General features: G+C 64.9%; 26 protein-coding genes. 9 read left to right on the forward strand and 17 right to left on the reverse strand.

What is annotated here, in order from left to right:
• Positions 1–43: 43 nt before the first annotated feature.
• The 4 genes from J2X62_RS16795 to mihF form a co-directional block, all read right to left on the reverse strand.
• Entirely contained in the window at positions 44–700 is a 657-nt protein-coding gene (locus J2X62_RS16795) for a GntR family transcriptional regulator (protein WP_052063059.1), read from the reverse strand.
• A 13-nt stretch (positions 701–713) separates the two neighbouring features.
• Positions 714–1,886, reverse strand: coding sequence for a cation:proton antiporter (locus tag J2X62_RS16800; RefSeq protein ID WP_027494548.1), 1,173 nt, complete (start codon positions 1,884–1,886; stop codon positions 714–716).
• A gap of 19 nt (positions 1,887–1,905) precedes the next feature.
• Complete coding sequence (locus J2X62_RS16805; RefSeq protein WP_027494547.1) at positions 1,906–2,388, reverse strand: cation:proton antiporter regulatory subunit; 483 nt, start codon at positions 2,386–2,388, stop codon at positions 1,906–1,908.
• Between the two features lie 82 nt (positions 2,389–2,470).
• A complete protein-coding gene (gene mihF, locus J2X62_RS16810; protein WP_008712632.1) occupies positions 2,471–2,785 on the reverse strand; it encodes an integration host factor, actinobacterial type in 315 nt (104 codons plus the stop codon).
• Between the two features lie 343 nt (positions 2,786–3,128).
• Between mihF and J2X62_RS16815 the strand changes: the two genes are divergently transcribed.
• Positions 3,129–4,181, forward strand: a complete 1,053-nt coding sequence (locus J2X62_RS16815) for an alpha/beta hydrolase (RefSeq protein WP_057472548.1) — start codon at positions 3,129–3,131, stop codon at positions 4,179–4,181.
• Between the two features lie 16 nt (positions 4,182–4,197).
• Here J2X62_RS16815 and J2X62_RS16820 read toward each other — a convergent pair whose 3' ends face one another.
• Both J2X62_RS16820 and J2X62_RS16825 read right to left on the reverse strand, forming a co-directional pair.
• Positions 4,198–5,100 carry an oxygenase MpaB family protein gene (locus tag J2X62_RS16820; protein WP_057472549.1) on the reverse strand — a complete coding sequence of 301 codons (903 nt, stop codon included), beginning with the start codon at positions 5,098–5,100 and terminating at the stop codon, positions 4,198–4,200.
• Between the two features lie 2 nt (positions 5,101–5,102).
• Positions 5,103–6,620 (reverse strand): aldehyde dehydrogenase family protein, encoded by a 1,518-nt coding sequence (locus J2X62_RS16825; protein ID WP_371832744.1) that lies wholly within the window; start codon positions 6,618–6,620, stop codon positions 5,103–5,105.
• 102 nt (positions 6,621–6,722) lie between these two features.
• Between J2X62_RS16825 and J2X62_RS16830 the strand changes: the two genes are divergently transcribed.
• Positions 6,723–7,397, forward strand: coding sequence for a GntR family transcriptional regulator (locus tag J2X62_RS16830; RefSeq protein ID WP_027494543.1), 675 nt, complete (start codon positions 6,723–6,725; stop codon positions 7,395–7,397).
• A gap of 6 nt (positions 7,398–7,403) precedes the next feature.
• Here the strand turns inward: J2X62_RS16830 and J2X62_RS16835 are convergent, their stop codons facing one another.
• The 3 genes from J2X62_RS16835 to J2X62_RS16845 are packed head-to-tail and all read right to left on the reverse strand — an operon-like array spanning position 7,404 to position 10,679.
• Positions 7,404–9,770, reverse strand: a complete 2,367-nt coding sequence (locus J2X62_RS16835) for an FdhF/YdeP family oxidoreductase (RefSeq protein ID WP_027494542.1) — start codon at positions 9,768–9,770, stop codon at positions 7,404–7,406.
• 50 nt (positions 9,771–9,820) lie between these two features.
• Positions 9,821–10,081 carry an acyl-CoA-binding protein gene (locus J2X62_RS16840; RefSeq protein ID WP_310182060.1) on the reverse strand — a complete coding sequence of 87 codons (261 nt, stop codon included), beginning with the start codon at positions 10,079–10,081 and terminating at the stop codon, positions 9,821–9,823.
• A gap of 28 nt (positions 10,082–10,109) precedes the next feature.
• On the reverse strand, positions 10,110–10,679 hold the full coding sequence (locus J2X62_RS16845; RefSeq protein ID WP_032364581.1) for a TetR/AcrR family transcriptional regulator: 570 nt from the start codon (positions 10,677–10,679) through the stop codon (positions 10,110–10,112).
• A 23-nt stretch (positions 10,680–10,702) separates the two neighbouring features.
• On the opposite strand from J2X62_RS16845, the gene J2X62_RS16850 reads away from it, so the two are divergent.
• Together J2X62_RS16850 and J2X62_RS16855 are read left to right on the forward strand one after the other, a co-directional pair.
• On the forward strand, positions 10,703–11,635 hold the full coding sequence (locus J2X62_RS16850; RefSeq protein ID WP_310182062.1) for an oxygenase MpaB family protein: 933 nt from the start codon (positions 10,703–10,705) through the stop codon (positions 11,633–11,635).
• 28 nt (positions 11,636–11,663) lie between these two features.
• A complete protein-coding gene (locus J2X62_RS16855) occupies positions 11,664–12,446 on the forward strand; it encodes an alpha/beta fold hydrolase (protein ID WP_222060906.1) in 783 nt (260 codons plus the stop codon).
• Between the two features lie 52 nt (positions 12,447–12,498).
• Here J2X62_RS16855 and J2X62_RS16860 read toward each other — a convergent pair whose 3' ends face one another.
• The gene (locus J2X62_RS16860) at positions 12,499–13,815 is read right to left on the reverse strand and encodes a class I SAM-dependent methyltransferase (RefSeq protein WP_027494537.1); all 1,317 of its coding nucleotides are present in this window, start codon (positions 13,813–13,815) and stop codon (positions 12,499–12,501) included.
• The gene (locus tag J2X62_RS16865; RefSeq protein ID WP_052053649.1) at positions 13,812–15,257 is read right to left on the reverse strand and encodes an FAD-binding oxidoreductase; all 1,446 of its coding nucleotides are present in this window, start codon (positions 15,255–15,257) and stop codon (positions 13,812–13,814) included. Before J2X62_RS16865 ends, J2X62_RS16860 begins: the two co-directional genes overlap by 4 nt.
• A gap of 258 nt (positions 15,258–15,515) precedes the next feature.
• On the opposite strand from J2X62_RS16865, the gene J2X62_RS16870 reads away from it, so the two are divergent.
• Entirely contained in the window at positions 15,516–15,950 is a 435-nt protein-coding gene (locus J2X62_RS16870) for an SRPBCC family protein (protein ID WP_032392970.1), read from the forward strand.
• Here J2X62_RS16870 and J2X62_RS16875 read toward each other — a convergent pair.
• Positions 15,947–16,597 (reverse strand): hypothetical protein, encoded by a 651-nt coding sequence (locus J2X62_RS16875; protein ID WP_167328505.1) that lies wholly within the window; start codon positions 16,595–16,597, stop codon positions 15,947–15,949. The genes J2X62_RS16870 and J2X62_RS16875 overlap by 4 nt on opposite strands.
• 132 nt (positions 16,598–16,729) lie before the next feature.
• Here J2X62_RS16875 and J2X62_RS16880 point away from each other — a divergent pair, with 132 nt between their 5' ends.
• From J2X62_RS16880 to J2X62_RS16890, 3 genes are all read left to right on the forward strand, one after another.
• Positions 16,730–17,068 (forward strand): YbaB/EbfC family nucleoid-associated protein, encoded by a 339-nt coding sequence (locus tag J2X62_RS16880; RefSeq protein WP_027494533.1) that lies wholly within the window; start codon positions 16,730–16,732, stop codon positions 17,066–17,068.
• 9 nt (positions 17,069–17,077) lie between these two features.
• Entirely contained in the window at positions 17,078–17,686 is a 609-nt protein-coding gene (recR, locus tag J2X62_RS16885; protein WP_027494532.1) for a recombination mediator RecR, read from the forward strand.
• Positions 17,687–17,782: 96 nt separating this feature from the next.
• Positions 17,783–18,820, forward strand: a complete 1,038-nt coding sequence (locus tag J2X62_RS16890) for a hypothetical protein (protein ID WP_310182077.1) — start codon at positions 17,783–17,785, stop codon at positions 18,818–18,820.
• Positions 18,821–18,840: 20 nt separating this feature from the next.
• On the opposite strand, the gene J2X62_RS16895 is transcribed toward J2X62_RS16890, so the two are convergent.
• The 3 genes from J2X62_RS16895 to J2X62_RS16905 all read right to left on the reverse strand — a co-directional run bounded on the left by J2X62_RS16895 (position 18,841) and on the right by J2X62_RS16905 (position 21,782).
• Positions 18,841–19,545, reverse strand: coding sequence for a glutamine amidotransferase (locus J2X62_RS16895; RefSeq protein WP_310182078.1), 705 nt, complete (start codon positions 19,543–19,545; stop codon positions 18,841–18,843).
• On the reverse strand, positions 19,538–20,800 hold the full coding sequence (locus J2X62_RS16900; protein WP_032400335.1) for a Mur ligase family protein: 1,263 nt from the start codon (positions 20,798–20,800) through the stop codon (positions 19,538–19,540). Before J2X62_RS16900 ends, J2X62_RS16895 begins: the two co-directional genes overlap by 8 nt.
• An 85-nt stretch (positions 20,801–20,885) precedes the next feature.
• Positions 20,886–21,782: an EamA family transporter gene (locus J2X62_RS16905; protein ID WP_222060909.1), complete on the reverse strand. Its 897-nt coding sequence runs from the start codon at positions 21,780–21,782 to the stop codon at positions 20,886–20,888.
• Between the two features lie 72 nt (positions 21,783–21,854).
• Here J2X62_RS16905 and J2X62_RS16910 point away from each other — a divergent pair, with 72 nt between their 5' ends.
• Entirely contained in the window at positions 21,855–22,766 is a 912-nt protein-coding gene (locus J2X62_RS16910) for a LysR family transcriptional regulator (protein WP_310182081.1), read from the forward strand.
• Here J2X62_RS16910 and J2X62_RS16915 read toward each other — a convergent pair.
• Together J2X62_RS16915 and leuA are read right to left on the reverse strand one after the other, a co-directional pair.
• Complete coding sequence (locus tag J2X62_RS16915; RefSeq protein ID WP_310182083.1) at positions 22,735–23,112, reverse strand: SHOCT domain-containing protein; 378 nt, start codon at positions 23,110–23,112, stop codon at positions 22,735–22,737. The genes J2X62_RS16910 and J2X62_RS16915 overlap by 32 nt on opposite strands.
• A 208-nt stretch (positions 23,113–23,320) precedes the next feature.
• Positions 23,321–25,132, reverse strand: coding sequence for a 2-isopropylmalate synthase (leuA, locus tag J2X62_RS16920; RefSeq protein WP_310182085.1), 1,812 nt, complete (start codon positions 25,130–25,132; stop codon positions 23,321–23,323).
• Positions 25,133–25,197: the final 65 nt, after the last annotated feature.

Here is a 25,197-nt window from a genome sequence, read left to right on the forward strand (position 1 = left end):
GCGTAGCAGGCTACGAGTTTCCACTCACGTGCGCGTAGCGCTCTCACCCGCGATGCGCGATCAACCTCTCGGCGCCGTCTGTGAATTGTTGCTTCATCAATTCGCAGGCGGCGTCGATGTCGTTTCGAATCAGGGCCGCGATCAGATCCTCGTGATTGCGCACGGCTGCTCGGCCCCAGTCACGGTCGGTGGCGTACAGACGAGTGGGGGTGTAGCGGGTGGCGTTGTTGAGAAACCACGCCAATTTGGACGACTCGGCCAGACGGTTCAGCACGCGATGGAACTCGAACTCGATATTCTCGACGTCCTCGGCCCGGCCGTTCTCGACGGCGACCGACAGGGCAGCGGTCAGCTCGGCGAGCCTGTCGAGTTCGACCTCGGTGATCTTCGGTGCCGCCCGGCGCACGAGTTCGACCGCGATCTCACCCTGCAGCCAGAAGATGTCGACGATGTCGCTCGGCGTCAGCGCAGACACCACATAGCCGCGGTGGGGGACGAGCTCGACGATGCCCTCACCACGCAAGGTCAGTAGCGCCTCACGCACCGGGGTGACGCTGACGCCCAGCTGGGCTGCGGTCTCGTCGAGCCGGATGAAGTCTCCCGGACTCACCTCTCCGGACATCACCAGGTGCCGGACGTGGCTGGCGACTTCCTCGGACAACTGCGGCCGTCGCCTCAGAGCCGTCCGCTTGTCTGCCATGTCGAAAAGCCAATCACACCGCGGGCTTGGTCCGGAGCACAACCTTCGCGACGGGTTCGACGACGCGGGCAGCAATCGGCCCCAGGATGGCCATCAGCAGCACGTACGCCGTCGCCAGGGCCGCCAGTTCGCCTTCGACAGCTCCCGCGGCGACGGCCAGTCCGGCGATGACGATGGAGAACTCTCCGCGCGCCACCAGAGCCGCACCGGCGCGTAGTCGTCCCGGCCTGCCGATTCCCTGCCGACCTGCTGCCCACCAGCCCGTCGCGATCTTGGTAGCGGCGGTGGTGACGGCGAGTACGACGGCCCAGCCCAACACGGGCGGGATGGTCGACGGGTCGGTGCCCAGGCCGAACACGACGAAGAACATCGCGGCGAACAGGTCTCGTAGGGGTTCGAGGACGCGGGTCGCGTTGTCGGCCGTCGAGCCGGAGATCGCGATTCCCAGAAGGAACGCGCCGACGGCCGCCGAGACTTGCAGTTCCGACGCGATGCCGGCCACCAGCAGGGCGGATCCGAGGACTTTGAGCAGGACGATTTCGCGGTCGGGACTGTCGACGATCGCCGAGACGAATCTGCCGTATTTCAGCGCGACGACCAACACGAAGGTGATGACGAACAGTGAGATGCCGAGGGCTTCGAGTCCGCCGAGGAAGCTGACTCCGCTCAGGACGGCGGTGAGGATCGGGAGGTAGATGGCCATCGCGAGGTCTTCGAACACCAGGATCGACAGTACGACGGGGGTTTCGCGGTTTCCCAGTCGGCCCAGGTCGGTGAGTACTTTGGCGATGATGCCCGACGACGAGATGTACGTGACGCCGCCCATCACGAGCGCCCCGACTCCGCCCCAGCCGAGCAGCAGCGCGACGACGGCACCGGGCGCGAAGTTGAGGACGATGTCGACCAGACCGGCCATCCACGATCGACGCAGGCCGGTGACGAGCTCCGTTGCGGTGTATTCGAGGCCGAGCAGCAGCAACAGCAGGATGACGCCGATTTCGCTGGCGATTTCGCTGAACTCGTCGATGCCGCCGAGGTTGACGAATCCGCCGTTGCCGAAGGCCAGCCCGCCGAGCAGGTAGAACGGGATGGGGGAGACGCCGATCCGGCCGGCGAGACGAGCGAGAAGTCCGAGAACGAAGAACACGGCACCCAGCTCGGTGAGGGCGAGCGCGCTCTCGGCCACGGGTCAGCCCCGACTGATCTCAGGCATTGCCGAGCAACTTGGCTGCTGCGTCCAGTCCGTCCGCGGTGCCGACGGCGACCAGCAGGTCACCTGCGGCGAGCGTGAAGTCGGGGGTGGGTGACGGTTGTACCTGGCCGGCGCGCATGACAGCGACGACGGATACTCCGGTCTTGGTGCGCATGGCGGTGTCGCCGAGTGTGCGGCTGACGAACCGTGAATTCGCGCGAATGGGGAGTTGACGAGTGTTGATTCCGGGGAGGTCGCGATGCTCTTCCCCGAGCTGAGCAATGAGTTGCGGCGACCCGAGCAGATTGCCCAGGGCCGCCGCTTCCTCATTGCTCAGGGTGATGGACGCCTGCGTCGCATCGGGGTCGTCCTTGCGCGAAACGATCAACTCGTTCGCGCCGTCCTTGCGGGTGATGACGCCGATGCGGCGCCCGGAAGCGAGGGCAAAATCTTTCCGCACCCCGATTCCGGGCAGCAGGGTCACTTCGACGTTCATGGTCGAAATGCTAGCCCTGCAGGCAACGCGTTATCGCAGGATCAGGCGTGGAGCCTGCAGGAACGACCCGTGAAAATGTGAATCAGGATGCGACGGCAGCGAGCAGCGCTTCGCGCTGGTTTGCGCCGAGGCCGCCGATGCGGCGCGTATCTGCGATGGACAGCTGCTCGAGAAGCTGTGCGGCGCGCACGGATCCAACGCCCGGCAGGGCCTTGATCAGCGCGGACACCTTGGTCTTCTTGACGATCTCGTCGTTCTCCGCCTTGGCGAGGACGTCAGCGACGCTCAGTTCGCCGGACTTGACGGATGCGAGCAGCTTCGACCGCGCAGTGCGTGCCTCGGCCGCCTTGGCCAGCGCCGCGGTGCGCTGTTCCGGTGTCAATACTGGTAAAGCCATGGCCTGTTCTCCTCGATTGTGGTGACCCGTCGCTCGTTGACAGGTCTCGACCCTCTTGCATCGTGCCTGGTGGCTCTTCCAATCTAACCGAACAACACGGGTGTCATTCACGGTCGAACCACCGAACCTCCCTCGCCAGGCTACGTCCTATCCGATTCGGGGTGTGCCCCGACCAGCACTTCGGCCTTCCGGAGCCGGTGTGTGCTGGGTGTTCGACGCCTCGAGCCGGCCCGGTCGGGAGCGGTCGCGTGCGTTTTCGATGGGCGACGCGAGCGTCGTGCCGTGGGCGCTACGGCCAGTGACGCCGTATCCGAACGGTCGGTCGGATTGTTATTCTGGCGGCATGATGCGCACCCGAGGACTGCTGGCCGGACTGGCCGCGTCGATGCTCCTGCTCGTCGGCGCGGGTACCGCGGCCGCTGCTCCGATCAACGTTCCGTGGTCACCCGACGACGCGCTCGATTCGGAGGTCGGCTTCGAGTCCGGTGGCATCACCTTCTACGGCAGCCTTCGCATGCCGGTCGGCGACACCCGCGGCGTGGCATTGGTGCTGCCGGGCAGCGGGCCGACCGACCGCAACGGGAACTCGGGTGATCTGCAGCTGAATACGACCGCATACGTCGCCGACGAGCTGTCGCGACGCGGTATTGCGAGCCTGCGTTTCGACAAGCTCGGGAGCGGCCGCACCGGCCTGGCCGGGGTGGATCCGAACAATCCGCCCGGCTTCGATGCGCAGGTCGACAATGCTGCGGACGCACTGGCTTTCCTGCAGCAGCGCACCGGTGTCGGGGCGGATCGCACGACGGTGATCGGGCACAGCGAGGGCGCACTGACGGCGCTGCGCCTGGCTGATGCCGACAGCGCGGCGTTCACCCATGTCGGCCTGCTCGAGCCGTTGTCCATCCGCTACCTGGATCTGTTGACCGCGCAGGTCGATCGCAACATCGGCGAGGCCGTGGCGGTCGGCCAGTTCACCGAGGAGCAGGCCGCGTCGTCGCGGGATCGCTTCGCCCAGGCCGTCGCCGATATTCGCGCGGGACAACCGCTGTCCGCGGAGCCCGACCCGATCGTCGACGGTCTGGGACTGCGGCAGAGCGCCACCTTCCTGCGGGAAGCGGATGCCACGGACCCGGCGGATCTGGCTGCCGCGCTACCGGACTCGTACTCCTCGTTCCTGACCTGCTCGGACAAGGACCTGAACGTGTCCTGCGGCCAGGTCGAGAACGTGCGAGTGGCCCTGGGACACACCGACCTGCACTTCGCGCGCTTCGCCAACAGCTCGCACATGCTGGGCGAGCTCGGCCCGCTGCCCGCCGATCCGAACACCGCCTTGGCACCGCTGCCGCTCTCGGGGGAGTTTCGCGATGCGTTCGGCCGGTGGGTGGACGGACTCTGACCCGTCGAGTGCGCAGTTACGTCGTCGCTACCGGACAACCGCGAATCGGTGATGCGGCCTGGGTGCCCAGATCTCGCGGGCTGTACCCGACGGGATAGCCGGGGTAGGTCTTGTTGCCTGCGTCGGCTGTCGTGCGTGAGTGTTTTCTCGTGGGCAGGAAACGCTCCACGCGGGCCTTGGTCCGCAGCGCCCGCACCGCGGCCCGTTCCAGCGTGGGTGAGCCCGCGGGAAAGCCGAATGCGTTCGCCATCCGATCGTCGAGCAACGCGAACACGCCCTGCCGGACGGCCGGGGTGAGCGCGGCGGGAAACCACGAGCAGTAGAGATCGAGTGTGTAGGTGCCGATGCGACGGTTGTCCTCGCCGAAGCGGAACGTGCGTTCTTCGTAATCGAGCTTGAACTGTGCGAACTCGGTGTACGACTCCGGAATGTCCTTGATGCCCATGCGTTTACCCACTTCGCTGTAGAAGTGGAAGGTCGCGAGCCGCTCGTGGGGATGCAGGCGACGCCACCCGTAGGTGTCGATCCATTCGATGGGCTCGTAGATGAACGTCGTGAGCACGTACAGCATGTCGTCGTTGCAGATGTCGTACTGCGCGTGCATTCGATTGACCGTCCGCAACGATTCGCGACCTCGTTCGGAGTCGTATCCGTGTTCGACCATTTCCGACATCAGCAGCGAGGTGTCGTCGTACCGCTTCTGCGGTCGCTTCTCGAACTCGCCGGTCCGGGCCAGCAGAGCGGAGATCGTCGGCACGCAATAGGTTCGGAACAAGGCGAATTCGAGGGCCCGCTGATAATCCCAGGGGAACTCGTACCCCGCGGTGATCCGGTGAATGGTGTGACAGTCGCGGACCGGGTCGAGTTCCTCGACGCGGCGCAACCACCCGTATCGACCCCGACCCGGCGCGATGTCCATGGTCAGCCTCGTCCGTGGCGGAGTTTGAGCGCCAGCACCGAGAGCTTCATGTTCCGGGCTTTGCGCTTCATCGTCAACAGATCGATCGGTGCCGCGAAGCCCTGCACGGTCAGTGATTTGACGGTGCTGAATTCGCGAAGGCCGTCGTCGCCGTGAATGCGGCCGAAGCCCGAGTCGCCCGTTCCGCCGAACGGCAACGCCGGCACGCCGGCGAAGCCCAGCACCGAATTGACCGTCACGACACCACAATCGAGCTTCTCGGCGGCGCGTCGCCCGACCGCGGTGTCCTTGGTGAACACCGATGCACCCAGACCGTAGGAGGACGCGTTGGCGCGGGCGATGGCCTCGTCCAGGTCGCGGACCTTGTTGACGACGACGGTGGGCCCGAACGTCTCCTCGGTGATCGCGGTCGAATCCTCGGGAACGTCGGTGAGGACGACGGGGTCGATGTACGGCCCGTGCAGTGAGTCGAGACCTCCCACCACTGCGGTGCCGCCCTTGGCCAACGCATCCTCGATCTGGGCGCGGACGATGTCGCTCTGCTTGCCCAGCGTCATCGGGCCGTAGGACGAGGTCTTCGATCCACCGGGCTTCAATTCCTTGACCGCCCTGGTGAATTCGGCGACGAACCGGTCGTACACCGGGGCGGCGACGTAGATACGTTCGACTCCGGCGCAGGTCTGCCCGGCATTGCCCATCGCGCCGAACGTCGCGAACTCCACGGCCGCAGAGATATCGGCGTCGGCGTCGATGAGCATCGCGTCCTTACCGCCGCACTCGGCGATCAACGGCGTCAACGATTTCGCGCACGTGGCCATGACTTTCTTGGCCGTCGCGGTCGAGCCGGTGAATGCAATCTTGTCGACGCCGGCTTCGACCAGGGCAGTGCCGGTGGAACCGTCGCCGGTGATCGTCTGGAACACCGGGTGGGGAGCGGCGAGCGACTGCCACTTCTCGGCCAACCAGACCCCGACACCCGGGGTGAGTTCGCTGGGCTTGAAGACGACGGTGTTGCCTGCGGCGAGGGCGTACGCGATCGACCCCATCGGCGTGTACAGCGGGTAGTTCCACGGCCCGATGACGCCGACGACGCCGAACGGGCGGTAGCTGACGTAGGCCTTCTGGTTGATGGCGAGCAGACCCGATCCGACCCTGCGCTGTTTCAGGGTCTTGCCGGCGTGACGCGCCGCCCAATCGATGTGTTCGACGCCCAACATGACTTCCAGCAGGGAGTCCTCGTCCGGCTTGCCGGTTTCGGCGGCGATGACGGCGGCGAGGCTCGCGGCGTCGCGGGCGATCGCGGTCTTGAATTCGAGGAGCCACCGCTTGCGGCCCTCGAATCCCTGCGCGTCCCACCACCGGGCGGCCGAGCGGGCGCGGGCCACGGCGATCTCGACCTCGGCGGCGTCGGCGATCGGGTACGTGGCGAGTGCGAGACCCGTTCTGGGATCGAGGCTTTCGAAGGTGCTCTCGTTCGTTCGTTCGATCTGGTCCGTCACGGGCTCTATCCTCCAGCAGATCGCATCACATATATTTGATGTGATTCAATGTTGTCCAGGACACACTATGCGTCCGTCACCGTTGCAACAACCCCCGCCGCCCCGCTGTGCAGGAGATGTGGAATGAGCCTCGATCTCACGCGCACGGCATCATCGAAACAGCCGATTCCGCGACGTCCGCAGTTGTCCGAGGATGTCGCCGTGAACATTCGTCGCAGGATCGTCGCCGGTGCGCTGAAGCCGGGGACGTTCGTCCGCATCGACGAGACCGCAGCCGAGTTGGGAGTCAGTGCCACCCCGGTACGCGAGGCGCTGGTGTCGCTGCGCGGCGAAGGGCTGCTCGAATCGGTCCCGCATCGGGGCTATCGCGTCGTCGAACTGACACAGCAGGACATCGACGACATCTTCTGGTTGCAGGGCACGATCGCCGCGGCCCTGGCCGAGCGCGCATCCCGCCGGGTGACGGCGGAGCATCTCCAGCAGTTGACCACCCTCAACGACGACCTACGCGACGCCGTTACACGCGCCGCCGCCGATGCCGTCGAACGGTGCGAGTTCGAGTTTCACCGCGCCATCAACAAGATCGCAGGCGGCACCACGTTGGCGTGGTTTCTGCTCGGTGCCGTCAAGTACACCCCGACGCATCTGCATGCGTCGGACACCGACTGGGGACGACGGGCGGTACGCGGCCACGAGGAATTGATCGAGGCGATGCGTCGAGCGGATCACCGGGCCGCCGGTGAACTGATGCGACATCAGTTCACCGACGCAGCGACCCTGGTTCGATCGTTCAGCTGAGTCCGCTCAGCTCAGGTGATGCGGCTGGGGGTGCGACTTGTGCCCCTCGTCCGAACCCTCGTTGTCCTGATGCCCGTTCGACGTGCCCTGCGCTCCTGTTCCCGCCGGAACCATCGAGATGATCACCGATTTCGAGGTAGGGCAGTTGCTCTGCAGCGCAGTCGAATCCAACGGAATCAGCGGATTGGTCTCGGGGTAGTACGCAGCAGCCGACCCACGCGGGGTGTCGTACTCGACGATGCGGAACGACGGCGCGCACCGTTCCACGTCGTCGTCGTCCCACTTGGTGACGAGATCGACCATGTCGCCGTCGCGGAAGCCGAGCGTCGAGATGTCTTCTCGGTGCACAAAAATGACGCGTCGGCCGTTCTCGATTCCGCGGTAGCGATCGCTGAGGCCGTAGATCGTCGTGTTGAACTGATCGTGGCTGCGCAACGTCTGCAGAATCAGATGGCCGGGCGGAACCTGCAGCACGTCGATCGGCGAAACGGCGAATTCGCCTTTCCCGCTCTTGGTTTCGAACGTCCTGCTGTCGCGAGGGGGATGCGGAAGGACGAAGCCGCCGGGGCGTCGAACATTGACCTCGTACCCTTCGCAGCCGGCGACGACGCGCGAGATGTGCGTACGGATGTTGCGGTAGTCGTCGCGGAAACCCTTCCAGTCGAGACCGTATCGGTCGCCGAGTGTCGCCTCGGCGATTCCGCTGACGATCGCGACCTCCGAGCGCAGGTACGGGCTCGCGGGCTTCAGCGGTCCTCGTGACGAGTGCACCGAGCAGGTGGAGTCCTCCACCGAAATCCATTGCTCACCACTGGCTTGCACGTCCTTCTCGGTGCGTCCGAGGGTCGGCAGAATGAGAGCGGTCTCGCCGCAGACGAGATGCGAACGGTTGATCTTCGTGGAGATCTGCACGGTCATCCGCATCTTGCGCAGCGCCTCGAACGTGACGTCGCTGTCGGGCGTCGCCTGTACGAAGTTGCCGCCGAGGCCGAGGAAGAAATGGGCCTTGCCGTCGCGCATGGCGCGGATCGAGTCGACGGTGTCCAAGCCGTGCTCACGGGGCGGCTCGAAGTCGAACTCCGCCGCCATGGCGTCGAGGAAGGCCACCGGAGGGCGCTCCCAGATGCCCATCGTTCGGTCGCCCTGCACGTTCGAGTGGCCACGGACGGGAAGCAAACCGGCACCGGCCTTACCGATGTTTCCTTGCGCGAACGCTAGATTGGTGACTTCCTTGATGGTGGCGACGGCATTGCGATGCTGCGTCAGACCCATCGCCCAGCAGAAGACGGTGGCCTTGGAGTCGCGCAGCATCTCGGCGGCCTCGGTGATCTGCTGCATCGACAGGCCGGTGACCTCGGTGACGAGATCGAAATCGACCTCGGCAACGTGGGCCTTCCACTCGTCGAATCCGACGGTGTACTCGCCGAGGAATTCGTGATCGAGGGCGTCCCACTTCACCAACAGCGCCCCGAGGGCCTGGAACAGAGCGAGGTCGCCGTTGAGCTTGATCGGCAGGTGCAGATCCGACAGATCGGTACCGGGACCGACCATGCCGCGCGGGGTCTGAGGGTTCTTGAAGTTCAGCAGTCCCGCTTCGCGAAGGGGATTGATGGACAGAATCTTTGCGCCGTTCTGCTTCGCCAGCTCGAGGGCGGAGAGCATGCGCGGATGATTCGTGCCGGGATTCTGGCCGGCCAGGATGATCAGTTCGGCGTTGTGAACGTCGTCGAGCGTGACGCTGGCCTTGCCGATGCCGATGGATTCCTGCAGCGCGATGGACGTCGACTCGTGACACATGTTGGAGCAGTCGGGCATGTTGTTGGTGCCGAACGACCGAGCGAACAACTGGTAGATGAACGCGGACTCGTTGGACGCACGACCCGAGGTGTAGAAGATGGCCTCGTCCGGGCTGGCCAGGCTCTTCAACTCGTCGCCGATCAGACGGAACGCATCGTCCCATTCGATGGGCTCGTAGTGGCTGCCGCCGGGGAGCTTGATCATCGGATGCGTGATGCGGCCCTGCTGACCCAACCAGTGTTCGGTGTGCGCATCGAGCTCGGCAATGCTGTGCTGCGCGAAGAACTCCGGAGTGGCTCGCGTGGTCGTCGCCTCCTCGGCGACGGCCTTGGCACCGTTCTCGCAGAACTCGGCGGCGTGCCGATGACCCGGATCGGGATCGGGCCACGCGCAGCTCATGCAGTCGAAGCCCTCGGCCTGGTTCAGCTTGAGGAGCGTCTGCGCGGTGCGCTTGGGACCCATGTGTCCCAGCGCGCGCTTCATCGACACCGCAACGGCGGTGGCACCTGCCGCATGGGTTTTCGGCTTCTCGATATCGAGCTCGGCCTCGTCGACGTCGCTGTCGGTGCGTCTCATGCGGGTCCCTTCGTTGCGTTACCCCCGAAAACCGACAATAGCCCGAAGGCTCAGCCGGCGAGGAGCGCGGTCACCAAATCCACGTACTGCTGTTTCGCTGAATCCTGGCTCGTACCTTCGAGCTTCGCCCAGGCATCGAACTTCGCCCGATTCACCATGTTCAGCCGTCCGGGACGCTTACCCGTCACGTCTCCGATCGAACCTTGCTTGAAGAGCGAGTACAGGCGCAGCAGATCGTCGTTGCTCGGCTTGGACGTGAGCTTCTTGACGTCAACCTGCGCATCGGCGAACGACTGGTCGAGATCGGACATGAACGAGCTCCTTCGGCTGTAGGTGCCGTCATCCTTGCACGGCGGCCTGCTCGAGGATGCGAATACAGTGCGCGACGAGAGCGTCGCGAGTGGCGTCGAGGGTGCCGTCCAGAAAACCGATGAACAGCGCCGTCAACGCGCCGACGGTTCCGACGGCGACGAGCTGCCGGTCGGCGGACTCGGGTAGCCGGGCACGAACCAGTTCGACGAACCCGGGCAGCAGGTCGAGTCCGCGTCGGCTCAGTGCAGGTTCGGCCAACGGAGCGATCAGCAGTACTCGTCCCATCCGAGGCTCGTCGACGACGATTTCGACGAACGCCCGGACGGGCGCGGCCACGGCGTCCTTCGGTGATGCTCCGGCGACGGCGTTCTCCAGGGCCTCCTGCGCTCGGGCCCCTACCCAGGCGTAGACCGCGCGAACGAACGTGTCGCGATCGGTGAAGCTCTCGTAGAAGTAGCGCTCGGTGAGTCCGGCTGCGCGGCACACGGCGCGCACGTTGACCGCAGGCCCCTCCTGCGCGCCGAGGAGTTCGATCCCCGCATCGAGCAACGCGTCGTATCGCTTGGATCTGCGCTCTTCCAACTGTTGACTACGCATGTTGTCGAGGCTACTTTGACAACATGCGTAGTCAGTTCGATCGACCCGTCCCACTCGGTCCCGACTCGCTCACCTGGAAGTACTTCGGTGACTGGCGCGGGATGCTGCAGGGCGTGTGGGCGGGGTCGATGCAGAACATGCACCCGGGCCTCGGAGCGGGCGTCGAACAGCATTCGACGTTCTTCGACGAGCGATGGCAGCGCCTCTACCGCTCCCTGTATCCGATCGGGGGAGTGGTGTTCGACGGCGACCGCGCCGAGGAGACAGCCCACCAGGTTCGCAGCTACCACAACGACATCAAGGGAATCGACTCGAAAGGGCGCACGTACCACGCCCTCGATCCCGACACCTTCTACTGGGCACACGCGACATTCTTCATGGGCACGGTGCTCACCGCCGACTGCTTCATGGGCGGCCTGACCGAAACGCAGAAGGTGCAATTGTTCGACGAGCACGTGCAGTGGTATCGGCTCTACGGCATGAGCATGCGATCGGTGCCCGAGACCTGGGCCGAATTCCAGAAGTACTGGGAGCACATGTGCACACACGTGCTCGAAGACAACATGGCTGCACGTGGAGTGCTGGATCTGTCCGCGCTCGGCCCGCCGCCGTATGCCTCCTGGCTGCCGGAACGAGTGTGGGCCGTGCTGCGCAGACCGGTGGCATCGTTGTTCGTCTGGATCACCGTCGGGCTCTACGACCCGCTCGTCCGGGAGCTGCTGGGGTACACCTGGTCGGAGCGGGACGCACGACGGTTCGCACTGTTCGGCAGGGCGGTGAACCTGGCGTTCGGGCTGGTGCCGCGTCGTCGCCGACTCCATCCGCGCGCCCGAGCCGGATGGGATCGCGTGGCGGGCCGCAGGCCGGCATCGGCTCCGCTGGTGCACACGCCCGCCCGCAATCTGCCGCCGGCACAGCGTCGCTCGCACCCGTCGCACTACAGCCCGAAAGTGTAGGTTTCCGGTTTCCGGGTACGACGCGGGTATGTACAACGTCAGAACTGGCAGCGGGTCGCCGCTGGTCCTCGTCCACGGGCTCGGGTCCTCGCACCGCAACTGGGATCCGGTCGTCCCGGCACTCGCGGAGCACCGCGAGGTCATCGCCCTCGACCTCCCCGGGTTCGGACGGACACCGCCGCTGGCCGACGTGTCCATCGCGTCGTTGACCGATGAGCTGCGTGAATACCTCGACAACGAGGGATTGTCCGACGCCGATCTCGTCGGCAGCTCCATGGGCGCGCGGATGGTCGTCGAATTGGCTCGACGGGGTCACCGGGGGTCGACGGTGGCACTCGATCCGGGTGGCTTCTGGAACGACCGTCAGGTCAAGGTGTTCGGGGCGACCATCACCGCATCGCTGGCGTTGATGAAGCGGGCGCAGCCGCTGGTGCCCTTCCTGGCCGGAAACCCGATCACCAGAACCGCTGCACTGGCGCAGTTCTCGTCCGCGCCGTGGAAACTGCCGAGCGGACTGGTCGAACGGGAGCTGAAGGGCTTCTCTGCCAAGACTTCACCCTCGCTCGATGCCGCTCGCAAGGCGCTGATCCACGGGCCGAAGCAGCAGGGTGCCCCGAAAGGTTCCCTGCAGGGGTCGCTGCTCATCGGCTGGGGTCGTCAGGACAAGGTGACGACGCCCAGCCAGGCAGAGGTGGCGATGCAGCGTTTCCCCGACGCCACCCTGCATTGGTTCGACAAATGCGGACACTTCCCGCACTGGGACCAGCCGACCGAAACCGCCCGCGTCATCCTGCGGGCGACCGGTCGCTAGCTCCCATGTGAGTGGAACTTCGACCCCTGCTACGAAGTTCCACTCACAAGGCTCAGCCGTTCCACCACGGACGCAGAGGTACGTCGGCCTGACCTTTCGGTCCCAGCTTGACCGCCAGAACCTGGTGCAGCTGAACGACATTGCGCTCGAATCCCAGACGGGACCCGGCCATGTAGAGGCCCCAGACACGGGCGGTGCCCTCGCCGGCCTCGGCGACGCACGCATCCCAGTTGTCCACCAGGTTCTGACACCACCCGGCGAGGGTCAGCGCGTAGTGCTCGCGCAGGTTCTCCTCGTGCCGGACCTCGAGTCCGACGTCCTGGATCTCGGTGATGATGCGACCCGATCCGGTGAGCTCCCCGTCGGGAAAGACATACCGGTCGATGAAGCTGCCCGCCTTGGCGTGCGCGCGGTTGTCGGGTCGGGTGATCGAGTGGTTGAGCAGCCGACCACCGTCGCGCAGCTTGGACTGGATGAACGTGAAGTACGCCGGGTAGTTGCCGACACCGATGTGCTCGGTCAGCCCGATCGACGAGATCGCGTCGAAATTCGTCTCGGGCACATCGCGGTAATCGGAGAAGCGAACCTCGGCGAGGTCCGCAAGACCCTCGTCTTCGATGGCCTTCTGCGCCCACGAGGCCTGCTCCTGCGAGAGAGTCACACCGATGACCTGAACTCCGCGTCGCGCTGCGTAGCGCACCATCGAACCCCAGCCGCATCCGATGTCGAGCAGGCGATCACCGGGCTGCAGACCCAGTTTGTCGAACACCAACCGATACTTGTTCTCCTGCGCGGCCTCCAGAGACTGCTCGACGTTCTCGAATGCCGCACAGGTGTACGTCATCGAGGGACCGAGGACCATCTCGTAGAACCTGTTGGACACGTCGTAGTGGTGGTGGATCGCTTCGGCATCGCGTGTCTTGGAATGCCGCAGACCTTCGGCGATGCGACGCCACCGCGGAATCGCCTCCTGGGGTGGAGGAGCGATGGGACGCAGCACGTCCCAGCCGAGCGACCGAGCGATCGAGGTCAAGGTCATGGCCGACGGGCGGCGGAAATGGAGCTCGTCGCCCATCAGCGCGAGCAGTTCGTAGGGATCGCCGGGATGAACACCGGTGGCCTCCAGGTCGCCGGAGACATAGGCGCGGGCCATGCCGAGATCGCCGGGAGCTGTTGCGAGATAGGTGGTTCCGCGTGGGCTCTTGAGGTTGAGGCCGATCTTGGCATCCTCGGGGCCGGCCACGCTGCCGTCGTACGCGGTGAAACGCAGGGGAATGTTGCCGTCGGAGATCAGCTCGAGGATCTCGGAGATCTTGAGTTTCTGTGGCCCGTTCACCGTGCGATTGCCGGAGTCCTTGAACGTCGTCATTTGCGCTGCACCGCCTTCGAGTACAAATCCAGCAATCGGGATTCGGGATCGTATTTCTTCTTCAGTTCTCTGTATTTCTCGCCGCCGTAGAGAACGGCGAATTCATCCTCGGTGTAGTAAGCGTCCGAGTACAGCGATTTATGCCCCTCGAACTCGGTGACCTTCTTCTCGATGGCGCGGTTCGCGGCACCCTCGGGTCGACCGGGCACGATCGGCACCGACGACCAGAAGCCGATGTTGACGTAGGTGCGCTTGGGCTCGAGCGGGTACAGCGGCCACGGCCGGGACGGATCGGCTCCGGGGGCGGCCGGTTCGCGAAGACGCAAGGGGCACAACCACAACGGCTCGATCGGAATCTCGTCGAGAAACCAGCGTACGAATCCGGCGGTGTGTTCGATGGGAACCTCGACGTCCTGTACGACGCGTTCGCGCGGCGGATTTCCCTTGCGCTTCTCGAGTCGATCGGCGATGTCGTACTTGCGATCGAGGCCGATCAACTTCCAGTAGAAGCTGCTGCGCCGGTACTTGCGCGGCCAGAAGCGTCGGATCCGGGGGTTCTGGGTTCCGAACGCACGCGAGCACCAGAACCAGTCGGTGTCCCAGCGCCACAGGTAATCGTGGATGGTGAGCCGATCGGTCTTCGGAGTGTCCGACGAATGCTGGATCGAACGGTAGAAGATGTCGGCACCGGTGTAGTCGCTGACGGGTCCGGGCTCGTCGGTCTGAACCCCGAGAGTGAGGTAGCTTTCGTCGGCGCTGAAGACGACGCCGTCCAGGTACTGAACGTCGATGCCGTCGTACTCACGCCGAGCGACGATGGTGTCCATCGTCGTTTGAAGCGTGTCCAGATCGTGGAATCGCAAGTGGCGCAGGGCAACGAACGGAAGTACCGGCTCGAGTTCGATCTTCAGCCGCGTCGAGTAGCCGAGAGTGCCGTACGAGTTGGGAAAGCCCCAGTACAGGTCCGAGTGTTCGCCCTCGGGTGTTGCCGTGAGGATTTCGCCGCTACCGGTGAGGACGTCGATCTCGAGTACCGACTCGTGCGGAAGCCCGCTGCGGAACGACGTCGACTCGATGCCGAGTCCGGTGACCGCGCCGCCGAGGGTGATCGTCTTGAGCTGCGGAACGACCAGAGGGGCGAGGCCGTAGGGCAGCGTCGCGTCGACCAGATCCTCGTACGTGCACATCCCCGCCACGTCGGCGGTGCGAGCCGCGGCATCGACGGTGACGACCTTGCTCAATCCCGAGACGTCGAGTCCCGGCGTCTTCGAGGTCGTCCTGGCCCGAAACAGGTTGGACGTCTTCTTAGCCAGACGCACCGTCGCGTCGGTCGGTATTGCGCGATAGCTGCGAAGCAACTTCTCGACACCCGACCGATGCGCTGCGTAACCGCTCTCCCTCGGTTCTGGCCGTCGTCCGAGAAGAGCATTCACTGAAGCCACGAGTAGACGCTATATCTCGTACTGCTCGGTATCCACCGAAGCTGCCGACGGTCCGGTGAAACTTCACGCAACTGTTGTGGAATCGGCCGGCTGAAACAGAACTATTCGGACAAATGGTTGCATCATGCATGTGTTTTTCGATGACAACTGATCGTGTGTGAACCACCTCACACACCCTCGGCGGCAGTGCCGACATCGGGAGCGACGCGAGGCAGGATGGAGAACGCAACCCCAATCGACTCGAAGGAGAACGTTCTCGTGGCTCAGGTCAGCGCATCCAGTTCCGCCACCATCGCCACCACACCCGATCAGGTGCTCGCCGCGCTCGCCGACTACGAAACCGTGCGGCCCCGCATCCTTCCCGAGCAGTATCGCGACTACCGGGTGGTGCAGGGCGGACAAGGCGACGGCACCGTGGCCGAATGGACCCTGCAGGCCACCCAGAAGCGAGTGCGCAACGTGAGCGCCTCCGTCACGGTCTCCGGCTCGACCATCACCGAACGCGACGCCAACTCCTCCATGGTCACCACCTGGACCGTCGCCCCCGAAGGCAACGGGTCCGTCGTCACCACGACGACCGAGTGGGCGGGTGCCGGAGGAATCGGCGGATTCTTCGAGAAGACGTTCGCGCCCCTCGGATTGAAGAAGATCCAGGCCGCGACCCTCGACAACCTGCGCCGCGAGTTGATCTAGACCCGCTCGAAATCCGGCTCTTCGATCAACGCCAACGTGCCGACCACCACGGTGCGCATCGACCACAGAAACATCCCGTCGGGTCCACGGTCGATCGTGTCGTAGGCCCCCGGCAGGGTGTCGAGGTCGGTGCGCGCCGCGATCGCGTCGTCGTACTCACGGTCGCGGCGATCGGCGTTGTACACCATCTGCGCCAACGCCAGTGCATGTTCGCTGACGGTGATGACGGCCCACGTCGCCTGCTTGGAAGTCAGTTCGTAGCGCACTCGATATCGGGTCTGCACGGTGTCGGCCATGCGCAGCGCGTCGACGGAACTGGGAGTCAGTCCGATCAGATACTCGGCGATGCCCGGGTTCTCGAGTACGAGCACCCGCAACGCGGACGAGAGTCCCAGCAACGCGTCGTGCATCGACTCGTCGTCTCCGGGGAGCGGCGGCGACCAGCGTCGCAGGATCTCCTCGGCGACCAGGGCCTTGAGCGCGGTCGGGCCGTCGATGTTGTTGTAGATCGCGACGATCGATACGCCCAGCGCGTCGGCGACCGACTTCACCGTCACCTTGGGCAGCGTCAGGGCGATGCCCGCCTCGGTCATGGTTTCGGGAGTCACTCGGCGCTTGCGAGGGGTCGAGCTCGCCGGCGCGTTCATGCCCTCAGGCTACGTGGGCTCAGAACTGACGGAACGTCAGCCGAGTGTCGAACCTGATCGTGCGGCCGAACGTCTTCCGACACCGTGCGACTACGCTGGAGCTCGCTTCGACCCACGCGAGAGGACGGCACAGTGCAACCCGGTGAACAGCCCGACATGGCCTCGATTCTGCAGCAGGCTCAGCAGATGCAGCAGCAACTGATGGCGGCACAGGCGGAGATCGCCGAAACCGAGGTCACCGGTCAGGCCGGCGGCGGACTCGTCGTGGCGACCGTCAAGGGAACGGGCGAAGTGGTCGGACTGACCATCGACCCCAAGATCGTGGATCCCGACGACGTCGAGACACTGCAGGACCTGGTGATCGGTGCCATCGCCGACGCGTCGAAGGCAGCGCAGAACGTAGCGAGCGAGAAGCTCGGCCCCCTCGCAGGCGGTCTCGGCGGCGGCTCCCTCGGACTACCCGGCTTCTAGGCGAGACGAGTGTACGAAGGTCCCGTACAGGATCTGATCGACGAGCTGGGAAAGTTCCCCGGAGTCGGTCCGAAGAGCGCTCAGCGCATAGCGTTTCACCTCCTGGCCGTCGAGCCACCCGAGGTCGATCGCCTCATGCGCGCGCTGCAGCGCATCCGCGACGGCGTGCAGTTCTGCATCGTCTGCGGGACCGTATCGGACAAGGAACTGTGCCGAATCTGCGCCGACTCCCGACGCGACAGGTCCATGATCTGCGTCGTCGAAGAGCCCAAAGACGTTCAGGCCGTGGAACGTACGCGCGAATTCAAAGGCCGATACCACGTACTCGGCGGAGCGCTCGACCCACTCAACGGAGTAGGCCCCGACCAGCTGCGCATCCGAGAGTTGTTGACCCGCGTCGGAACTCAGGACGACGGCGTCGACGTCACCGAGGTCATCATTGCCACCGACCCCAACACCGAGGGCGAAGCAACGGCTACGTATTTGGTTCGGATGATGCGCGATTTCCCCGGTCTCGCCATCACCCGTCTCGCCTCCGGCCTGCCGATGGGCGGAGACCTCGAATTCGCAGACGAACTGACACTCGGCCGAGCTCTCACCGGTAGGCGTCGTATGTGAGATGCCGGAGGCAGTGGTGTGGTTAAGTGCCCCAGGCGGCGCATAACCGCACCACTGCCGCAGGCACTTGTCGTACCCCTGGTGCAATATCCCGCCATGACAAACGACGGGACCCGCATACCGCAGTCCGTTCTCGACGATCAGCACGGTTTGATGACCTCGGTTCAGCTCAGCACATTCGGGTTCACGCCGAAGGCAATCCGCCACCATGTCGAAACCGGTCGGTGGCTACGAGTGTTTCGAAACGTGATCTGTCTGACCAGTGGTCCACTCAGCAGGGATATGGAGCTGCAAGCGGCGCTGCTGTACGGAGGCGGGGGCGCGATCCTGAGCCATGACACCGCCGCGTATCAGTGGGGAATGCTGCGGGAGTCTGCCGGACCGATTCACCTCACTGTCCCTCGCCAGTGCTCGGCCATCAGCCAGCCACCGACGATGCGACATGTTCTGACGCGGCCGACGTCGCTGAGCAATGCGCGCATCCATCCCGGGGTGGTGGTGCATCGGTCTCTGGCCATCGAACACATCGGTGTCGATACCGAGCCGCGTCGGACGAGCAAGGAAGACACAGTCATGGACCTGGCCGCGTCCGCGCCGACTGCCCCAGAAGCCGCAGCAGCTTTTGTGGCGGCCATGACCAACGGAAAAGTGTCCATCCCGGCAATGCGTCGAAAGATCGAACTGCGGCGTCCGCGGCGGTACAAGAAAATCATGCTCGACGCCCTCTCCCTGTTGGCAGGTGGCGTCCAGTCCGTTCTCGAGTTTCGCTATGCGATCGACGTCGAGCAGGCGCACGGACTGCCCGCCGGTCGCCGTCAAGCGCCACACCACATCGGTGACCGGGTGGTGTTCGAGGACGTCGAATACGGCGCCGAGGGTCTGATCGTTCGTCTGGACGGCCAGCAGTTCCACGCGGCGAGCAGTGTGAGGTTCCGAGACAGGTTGCGAGACAACGCTGCCGAGCTCAGTGGGCGGCCGCGGCTGGTGTACGGATGGCACGAAGTGTCGACGGACCCCTGCGGGGTGTACCGCGAAGTGCGTGATGTTCTGGTGCGCGAAGGGTGGGTGGATGCGTCGTATGCCTGCAAGAAGTGCTGCCCAGTGGTGCGGTTAGGTGCCGCCGAGGGCACATAACCACACCACTGCCGCAGGCACTACCGGAGCCGCTCCTTGCGGAGTTGCGTGACCTCGGGGAGGTCGAGGGGAGCAAGGGTAGTGCCCAGCGCCCGTTCGAGTAGGTAGTCCGCCAACTCCGGGTTTCGGGCGAGTACCGGCCCATGCATGTAGGTGCCCAGCACCGAACCCTGCACGACGCCTTCGCGTCCGTCTCCGACACCGTTACCCACCCCGTGCGTGACCTTGGCGAGCGGTGCGGCATCAGGCCCGAGTGTCGTTCCGCCGCGGTGGTTCTCGAATCCGCTGAGCTTCTGGGTGAGACCGTCGAGCGTGGGTTCGGTGACGACTTCACCGATGGATCGGGTGGCCTGGGGCGCGGTGGTCACGTCGAAGAGAGAGATGCCGTCTACGCGTTCGCCTGCGGAGGTCTCGTACCAGTGCCCGAGCACCTGGATCGCGGCGCAGATGGCGAGTACCGGCACACCGCGAGCAGCTGCGTTCTGCAGGCCCGGGTATCGGGTGAGGTGACGCGTCGCGAGGCGCTGAGCCGAATCCTCCGCTCCACCAAGGGTGTACACGTCCAACGAATCCGGGACCGGATCGTTGAGCGTGATGTGCACGACCTCGGCGTCGATGTCGCGCATCCGCAGTCGCTGGCGGAGAACGAGGGCATTGCCGTTGTCGCCGTAAGTGCCCATGACGTCGGGCAGAACGAGGCCGATCCGAACTGTGGACTCAGACATCCTTGGTCTCCCGTGCCAGTGCGCGACCGAGATCGCGGAACGCGGTGTAGTTGGCCAGCACTTCGACGCGTCCCGGCGGGCAGGATGCGATGGCCTGCAACGGATCTGCGATGGTGGTGTGCTGCGAACCGGCATACAGCAGGCGGACGCCCAGGTCGGTCGCGCGTTCACCGGCCGCGACGACAGCGACGTCCTCGAAGTGCTCGAAACGCACGTCCCACAGCCACGATAGGTCTTCACCGTCGGGAATCTGCCCGTTGACGGCGATGACGAGACCGTCGCACGTGGGATCGATCATCGACAGTGCTTCCTGCCAACCGGCAGGATTCTTGGCCAAAAGCATTCGGACGGAATGCGATCCGTACTGGACGGTGGAGTAACGCCCGGCCACCTCGTCGACTCCCGATGCGGCAGCGACGGCGTCGGCAGGCGTTGCGCCGAGAGTGACGGCTGCAGCCACGGCCTGAGCTGCGTTGCCGCGGTTGGCCTTCCCCGGCAGCGCCAATGTCATCGGTAGAACGAGCCCATCGGGGCCGTAGAGATTCTCGTCGTCGAGCCACCAATCCGGCGTCGGACGCTTGAAATCGCTTCCGGTGCTGTACCAGTGCTCGCCGTCCCAGACGATGGGTTCGCCGGTACGCGGGCAGCTGACGGAGTCGCCGGCCCAGCCGCCGCCCGCGGCGACCCACACGACGTTCGGCGCATCGAATGCCGCCGAGGTGACGAGGACGTCGTCGCAGTTGGCAATGACGACGGTGTCGGGATGACGGGCCAACCCGGCGCGCAGGGCTCGCTCGATCATGTTGATCTCGCCGACACGGTCGAGCTGGTCGCGACTGAGATTCAGCAGAACGATCGCCGCGGGATCGACGGCGTCGGAAACGTGGGGGACGTGGAGTTCGTCGACCTCCAGGGCCGCCAGCTCCGCGTCGAAATGAGCGTGCAATGCCGCGACGATGCCGGCATCCATGTTGGCTCCGTCGGCCTGGGTGGCGACGTCGCCGAGAGTGGCCAGCGCTGCGGCCGTCATCCGCGTCGTGGTGGACTTGCCGTTGGTGCCGGTGACGATGACGGTGCGCCGCCCACGGCCAAGGCCGCCCAGAATGGTCGGATCGATCTTGAGCGCGACCAGACCACCGATCATCGAGCCTTTGCCTCGGCCCGCCTTGCGGGACGCCCACGTCGCCAGCTCCGCCGCGCGTAATGCCACGCGGCCACGGGCGCCGATACGTCTGCGCTCACCCAGTTCAGCCATCCGCCGAGTCTGGCACAGAACAGGGTGGCGTTTCATATCGGCGGCTCGCTAACCCACGGTCATCCCGCAGGCTCCACTCCCGCCCTCATACCGGTACTTTCTCCAGAACTGGGGTCGGCTTCCTGGCAGCCATTCCGCCCAGGCAGCCGCCGATGACGATCGCTCCGCCGAGCAGGGCCAACAGCGACGGGGTTTCGTCGAGGAACGCCCAGGCACCCGCGATACCGACGACGGGAACCAGCAGCGAGAACGGTGCGACGAGACCGGCCGGGTTGCGGCTCATCAGGATGCTCCACAGGCCGCTTCCCATGATCGTGGCGGGAATCACGATGTACGCCAACGCGACCAGCCCTGGCCAGCCCTGCGAACCGAACGAGTCGGCGAGCGCGTGCCAGCCCGTGCTCGGGCCCTCGACGACCGCCGACAGCGCCAACATCGGCACCGGCGGTACGACGGTCATCCAGAGCATCAGTGTCATCGGGGAGTCGGATTTGGCGAGTCGGTTTCCGAGATTGCCGAATGCCCAGCCCAGACCGGCGAGCAGGGTGAGGACGACAGGAAGCAGGGTGGCGTTCTGGGCGCGATCCCACCCGATGAGGACCATGCCGAGGACGGCCACACCGATGCCGATTGCCTGCCTGCGGCTCACGTGTTCGCGTAACAGCAGCGCGCCGAGAACGACGGTGAACGGAGCCGACGACTGCAGCACGAGCGACGCCAATCCGGTGGGCATGCCTGCCGCCATTGCCGCGAACAGGAAGGCGAACTGCAGGAAGCCGAAACCGAAACCGTAGAGCAGCAACCATTTCAGGGGCACCTTCGGTCGTGGAACGAACATCACGACCGGAATGGCGATGACCAGAAAGCGCAGTGCCGCGAAGAAGAAGGGCGGAAAGTGGTCGAGCCCGACGCGGATGGCGAGGAAGTTCAGTCCCCACAGAACGGCGACAGTCAGTCCGAGGAGGCGGTCGCGAGTGGTCATGCCGTTCATCGTGACGGGTGCAAAAGATCAGCACAATCGAATATATCCGCACCAACAGTTAAGATTTTCTGTATGAACGTCGAGCGGCTCCGGATCCTCGCTGAGCTTGCCGACCGCGGAACCGTTGCATCGGTCGCCGAGGCGATGTCGATGACTCCGTCGGCGGTGTCTCAACAGCTCAAGTTGCTGGCGCGCGAGGCCGGCGTGACACTTCTCGAACCCGACGGGCGGCGGCTGCGGCTCACGGATGCCGGGCGTGCACTGGTACTGAGAACCGACGAGGTTCTCGCAGCCCTCGACCGCGCCGCTGCAGAGATGGATCGCTATCGAGCGTCGCCGCGGGGACGCGTCCGAGTTGCCCTCTTCCCGTCGGGCGCGGCACTGCTGCTGCCCGGAGTCCTGACGCGGTTGGCGGACTCGGACGTCGACATCGATGCGCGCGACGAGGACCTGCCCGCCTCCTCGGTGCCCGAGCTACTCGCCGATTACGACGTGGTGCTCACCCATCGAGACGACCGAGCTCCGTCGACTGCAGGTCCACGGATCGAGGTGACGACCCTGATGCGCGAGCCCATAGATCTGGTGTTGCCTCTCGATCACGCACTGGCGCAGCAAGGCTCGATCGATCTGCGAGACCTGATCGACGAGCGGTGGATCAGCGTTCGCGGCGGTTTTCCGGTCGACGACGTATTGCTCTCCGTGGCTTCGGTGACCGGAGTGCAGCCGCGAGTTGTCCAACGTATCAACGACTTTCGAGTGACCGAAACACTCGTCGCCGCCGGGCACGGAGTGGCGCTGATGCCGCGCTACGCCGTTGTGCATCCGGGCCTGGTACGTCGAGAGCTCGCCGGCGTTCGAGCCGGGCGAATCTACGAACTCGCGACGAGGCCCGATGCGCGTCGACTACCCGCGATCGCCGCTGTGCTCGACGCGTTCGGAGCGGAGGCTACGTTCAGGACAGCGCTTTGGCCTTCAGTGTCGTGAACTCGTCCTGATCGATGGTTCCGTTGTCCAGCAACGCCTTTGCGTGCGCGATCTCTTCGGACGCAGATCGACCGGCGACATGCTTGATGTAGGCCTCCTGCTGGTCCTGTGCGTGCTGCAGGGCAGCAACCTGACGCTTGGCCATGTTGCTGCCGTTCACGATGAGGTAGACCAGCGCGGTGAGGAACGGCGCAACGATGAGGAAGAGCACCCACAGGGCTTTGACGAACCCGGATGTCTTGTGGTCCCGGAAAAGATCTCCGATGATCGAGAACATCACCATCAGGTAGGCCACGAAGGCGAAACCGACGATGAGAAGCCAAAGAAAATCCCAGAAAGAATCCATGGCGAACTTCCATTCTCTGAGGTGCCCCGACGGCTGATTCAGTGTGGCATTTGCGGCACCCCGTGCACACGGGTCTTTGGTCCCTTTCGTCGACCGGAAGTCCGCGTGAGCCACACATCGACCGCGCCCGCTTTCGTTTCGTGAGGGCCCCACAACGCAACACGCCGCCCACCCCGAAAGGTGAGCGGCGTGTCGTCGAGCAGCGAAGTTACTTCAGCGCGCGGTTCACGGCCGAGACGACGGCACGCAGCGACGCGGTGGTGATCGAGGTCGCGATTCCGACGCCCCAGACGGTGGTGGCGACCCCCGCAGGCGAGGTGACCGAGGCTTCGACGTAGGCGGCGGCCTGGGCGTCGTCGCCTGCGGACAGTGCGTGCTCGGAGTAGTCGAGGACGCTGACGTCGTAGCCGATGGTGGACAGCGCGTCGACGAACGAAGCGAGTGGTCCGTTGCCGGAGCCGGAGATTTCCTGCTCGACGCCGTCGACCTTGACCGTGGCGGTGATGGTGTCGGTTCCGCCGTCGATCTCGGCGGCCTGTACCGACTGCTTGATGCGCTCGAGCGGACGGATCGGCGTCAGGTACTCCTCGGCGAAGACGTCCCACATCTCCTTCGGCGAGACCTCGCCGCCCTCACCGTCGGTGATGCGCTGGACGGCCTGGGAGAACTCGATCTGCAGGCGACGCGGCAGGTTCAGTCCGTGATCGGACTTCATGATGTACGCGACGCCGCCCTTGCCGGACTGCGAGTTGACGCGGATGACGGCCTCGTAGGTGCGGCCGACGTCCTTGGGGTCGATGGGCAGGTACGGCACCTGCCAGGTGATGTCGCCGATGTCCGAACCCTGTTCGTCCGCCGTGACTTTCATGGCATCGAGGCCCTTGTTGATGGCGTCCTGATGGCTGCCCGAGAACGCGGTGTACACCAGGTCGCCGCCGTAGGGGTGGCGCTCGGCGACGGGCAGCTGGTTGCAGTACTCGACCGTGCGGCGAATCTCGTCGATGTTGGAGAAGTCGATCTGCGGATCGACGCCGCGGGTGAACAGGTTCAGGCCGAGCGTGACCAGGCAGACGTTGCCGGTGCGCTCACCGTTGCCGAACAGGCATCCCTCGATGCGATCGGCACCGGCCTGGTAGCCCAGTTCGGCTGCGGCAACACCGGTTCCGCGGTCGTTGTGCGGGTGCAGAGACAGCACGATGCTGTCGCGACGATCGAGGTTGCGGCTCATCCACTCGATCGAGTCGGCGTAGACGTTCGGCGTCGCCATCTCGACGGTGGCCGGCAGGTTCAGGATCAGAGGCTTCTCGGGCGTCGGGTCGATGACGGCGGTGACCGCGTCGCACACCTCTTTGGCGTAGCTGAGTTCGGTGCCGGTGTAGGACTCGGGGGAGTACTCGTAGCGCCAGTCGGTATCGGGGAACTTGGCTGCTTCTTCGAGTACCTTGCGAGCACCGTCGGTCGCGATCTTCTTGATGACGTCACGATCGGCCCGGAACACCACTTTGCGCTGCAGGATCGACGTCGAGTTGTAGAAGTGCACGATGACGCTGCGAGCGCCCTCGCACGCGACGAACGTGCGCTCGATCAGTTCGGGACGGCACTGCGTCAGAACCTGGATGGTGACGTCGTCGGGAATCGCGCCGTCTTCGATGATTTCGCGGACGAAGTCGAAGTCGGTCTGGCTGGCGGACGGGAAGCCGACCTCGATCTGCTTGTAGCCCATCCGGACCAGCAGGTCGAACATCCGGCGCTTGCGCGCGGGGCTCATCGGATCGATCAGTGCCTGGTTGCCGTCGCGCAGATCGACGGCACACCACTGCGGCGTCCGGTCGATGATCTTGTCCGGCCAGGTGCGGTCGGTGAGGGTGACGGGCTCCACTTCCTCGGCGAACGGCCGATAACGGAACGTGGGCATCGAGGAGTTCTTCTGGGTGTTCCACGCAGGCTGGTCGCTGGGCGCGGGCCGTGAGGGCGGGGTGATGGTGCGGGATCCCGAGGTGAATGCGTCGGCTGGTGACATGGTCTTCGTCTCTCCGTACAGATCAGAGCAATGGTGTTCGACCGGCGCAACGAACCCCGCGACGG

The sequence above is a fragment of the Rhodococcus sp. 3258 genome (assembly GCF_031456475.1).
Taxonomy (GTDB): Bacteria; Actinomycetota; Actinomycetes; order Mycobacteriales; family Mycobacteriaceae; genus Rhodococcoides; species Rhodococcoides fascians.

Excerpts from the sequence above, each read along its gene's own strand:
- mihF (WP_008712632.1), bottom strand. The coding sequence starts at position 2,785 with ATGGCTTTACCAGTATTGACACCGGAACAGCGCACCGCGGCGCTGGCC.
- J2X62_RS16815 (WP_057472548.1), top strand. The coding sequence starts at position 3,129 with ATGATGCGCACCCGAGGACTGCTGGCCGGACTGGCCGCGTCGATGCTC.
- J2X62_RS16900 (WP_032400335.1), bottom strand. The coding sequence starts at position 20,800 with ATGGCTGAACTGGGTGAGCGCAGACGTATCGGCGCCCGTGGCCGCGTG.
- J2X62_RS16860 (WP_027494537.1), bottom strand. The coding sequence starts at position 13,815 with ATGACGACGTTCAAGGACTCCGGCAATCGCACGGTGAACGGGCCACAG.
- J2X62_RS16910 (WP_310182081.1), top strand. The coding sequence starts at position 21,855 with ATGAACGTCGAGCGGCTCCGGATCCTCGCTGAGCTTGCCGACCGCGGA.
- J2X62_RS16890 (WP_310182077.1), top strand. The coding sequence starts at position 17,783 with ATGACAAACGACGGGACCCGCATACCGCAGTCCGTTCTCGACGATCAG.
- J2X62_RS16840 (WP_310182060.1), bottom strand. The coding sequence starts at position 10,081 with ATGTCCGATCTCGACCAGTCGTTCGCCGATGCGCAGGTTGACGTCAAG.
- J2X62_RS16850 (WP_310182062.1), top strand. The coding sequence starts at position 10,703 with ATGCGTAGTCAGTTCGATCGACCCGTCCCACTCGGTCCCGACTCGCTC.
- J2X62_RS16905 (WP_222060909.1), bottom strand. The coding sequence starts at position 21,782 with ATGACCACTCGCGACCGCCTCCTCGGACTGACTGTCGCCGTTCTGTGG.
- J2X62_RS16845 (WP_032364581.1), bottom strand. The coding sequence starts at position 10,679 with ATGCGTAGTCAACAGTTGGAAGAGCGCAGATCCAAGCGATACGACGCG.
- J2X62_RS16835 (WP_027494542.1), bottom strand. The coding sequence starts at position 9,770 with ATGAGACGCACCGACAGCGACGTCGACGAGGCCGAGCTCGATATCGAG.
- J2X62_RS16895 (WP_310182078.1), bottom strand. The coding sequence starts at position 19,545 with ATGTCTGAGTCCACAGTTCGGATCGGCCTCGTTCTGCCCGACGTCATG.
- leuA (WP_310182085.1), bottom strand. The coding sequence starts at position 25,132 with ATGTCACCAGCCGACGCATTCACCTCGGGATCCCGCACCATCACCCCG.
- J2X62_RS16855 (WP_222060906.1), top strand. The coding sequence starts at position 11,664 with ATGTACAACGTCAGAACTGGCAGCGGGTCGCCGCTGGTCCTCGTCCAC.
- J2X62_RS16915 (WP_310182083.1), bottom strand. The coding sequence starts at position 23,112 with ATGGATTCTTTCTGGGATTTTCTTTGGCTTCTCATCGTCGGTTTCGCC.
- J2X62_RS16805 (WP_027494547.1), bottom strand. The coding sequence starts at position 2,388 with ATGAACGTCGAAGTGACCCTGCTGCCCGGAATCGGGGTGCGGAAAGAT.
- J2X62_RS16795 (WP_052063059.1), bottom strand. The coding sequence starts at position 700 with ATGGCAGACAAGCGGACGGCTCTGAGGCGACGGCCGCAGTTGTCCGAG.
- J2X62_RS16830 (WP_027494543.1), top strand. The coding sequence starts at position 6,723 with ATGAGCCTCGATCTCACGCGCACGGCATCATCGAAACAGCCGATTCCG.
- J2X62_RS16820 (WP_057472549.1), bottom strand. The coding sequence starts at position 5,100 with ATGGACATCGCGCCGGGTCGGGGTCGATACGGGTGGTTGCGCCGCGTC.
- J2X62_RS16875 (WP_167328505.1), bottom strand. The coding sequence starts at position 16,597 with ATGAACGCGCCGGCGAGCTCGACCCCTCGCAAGCGCCGAGTGACTCCC.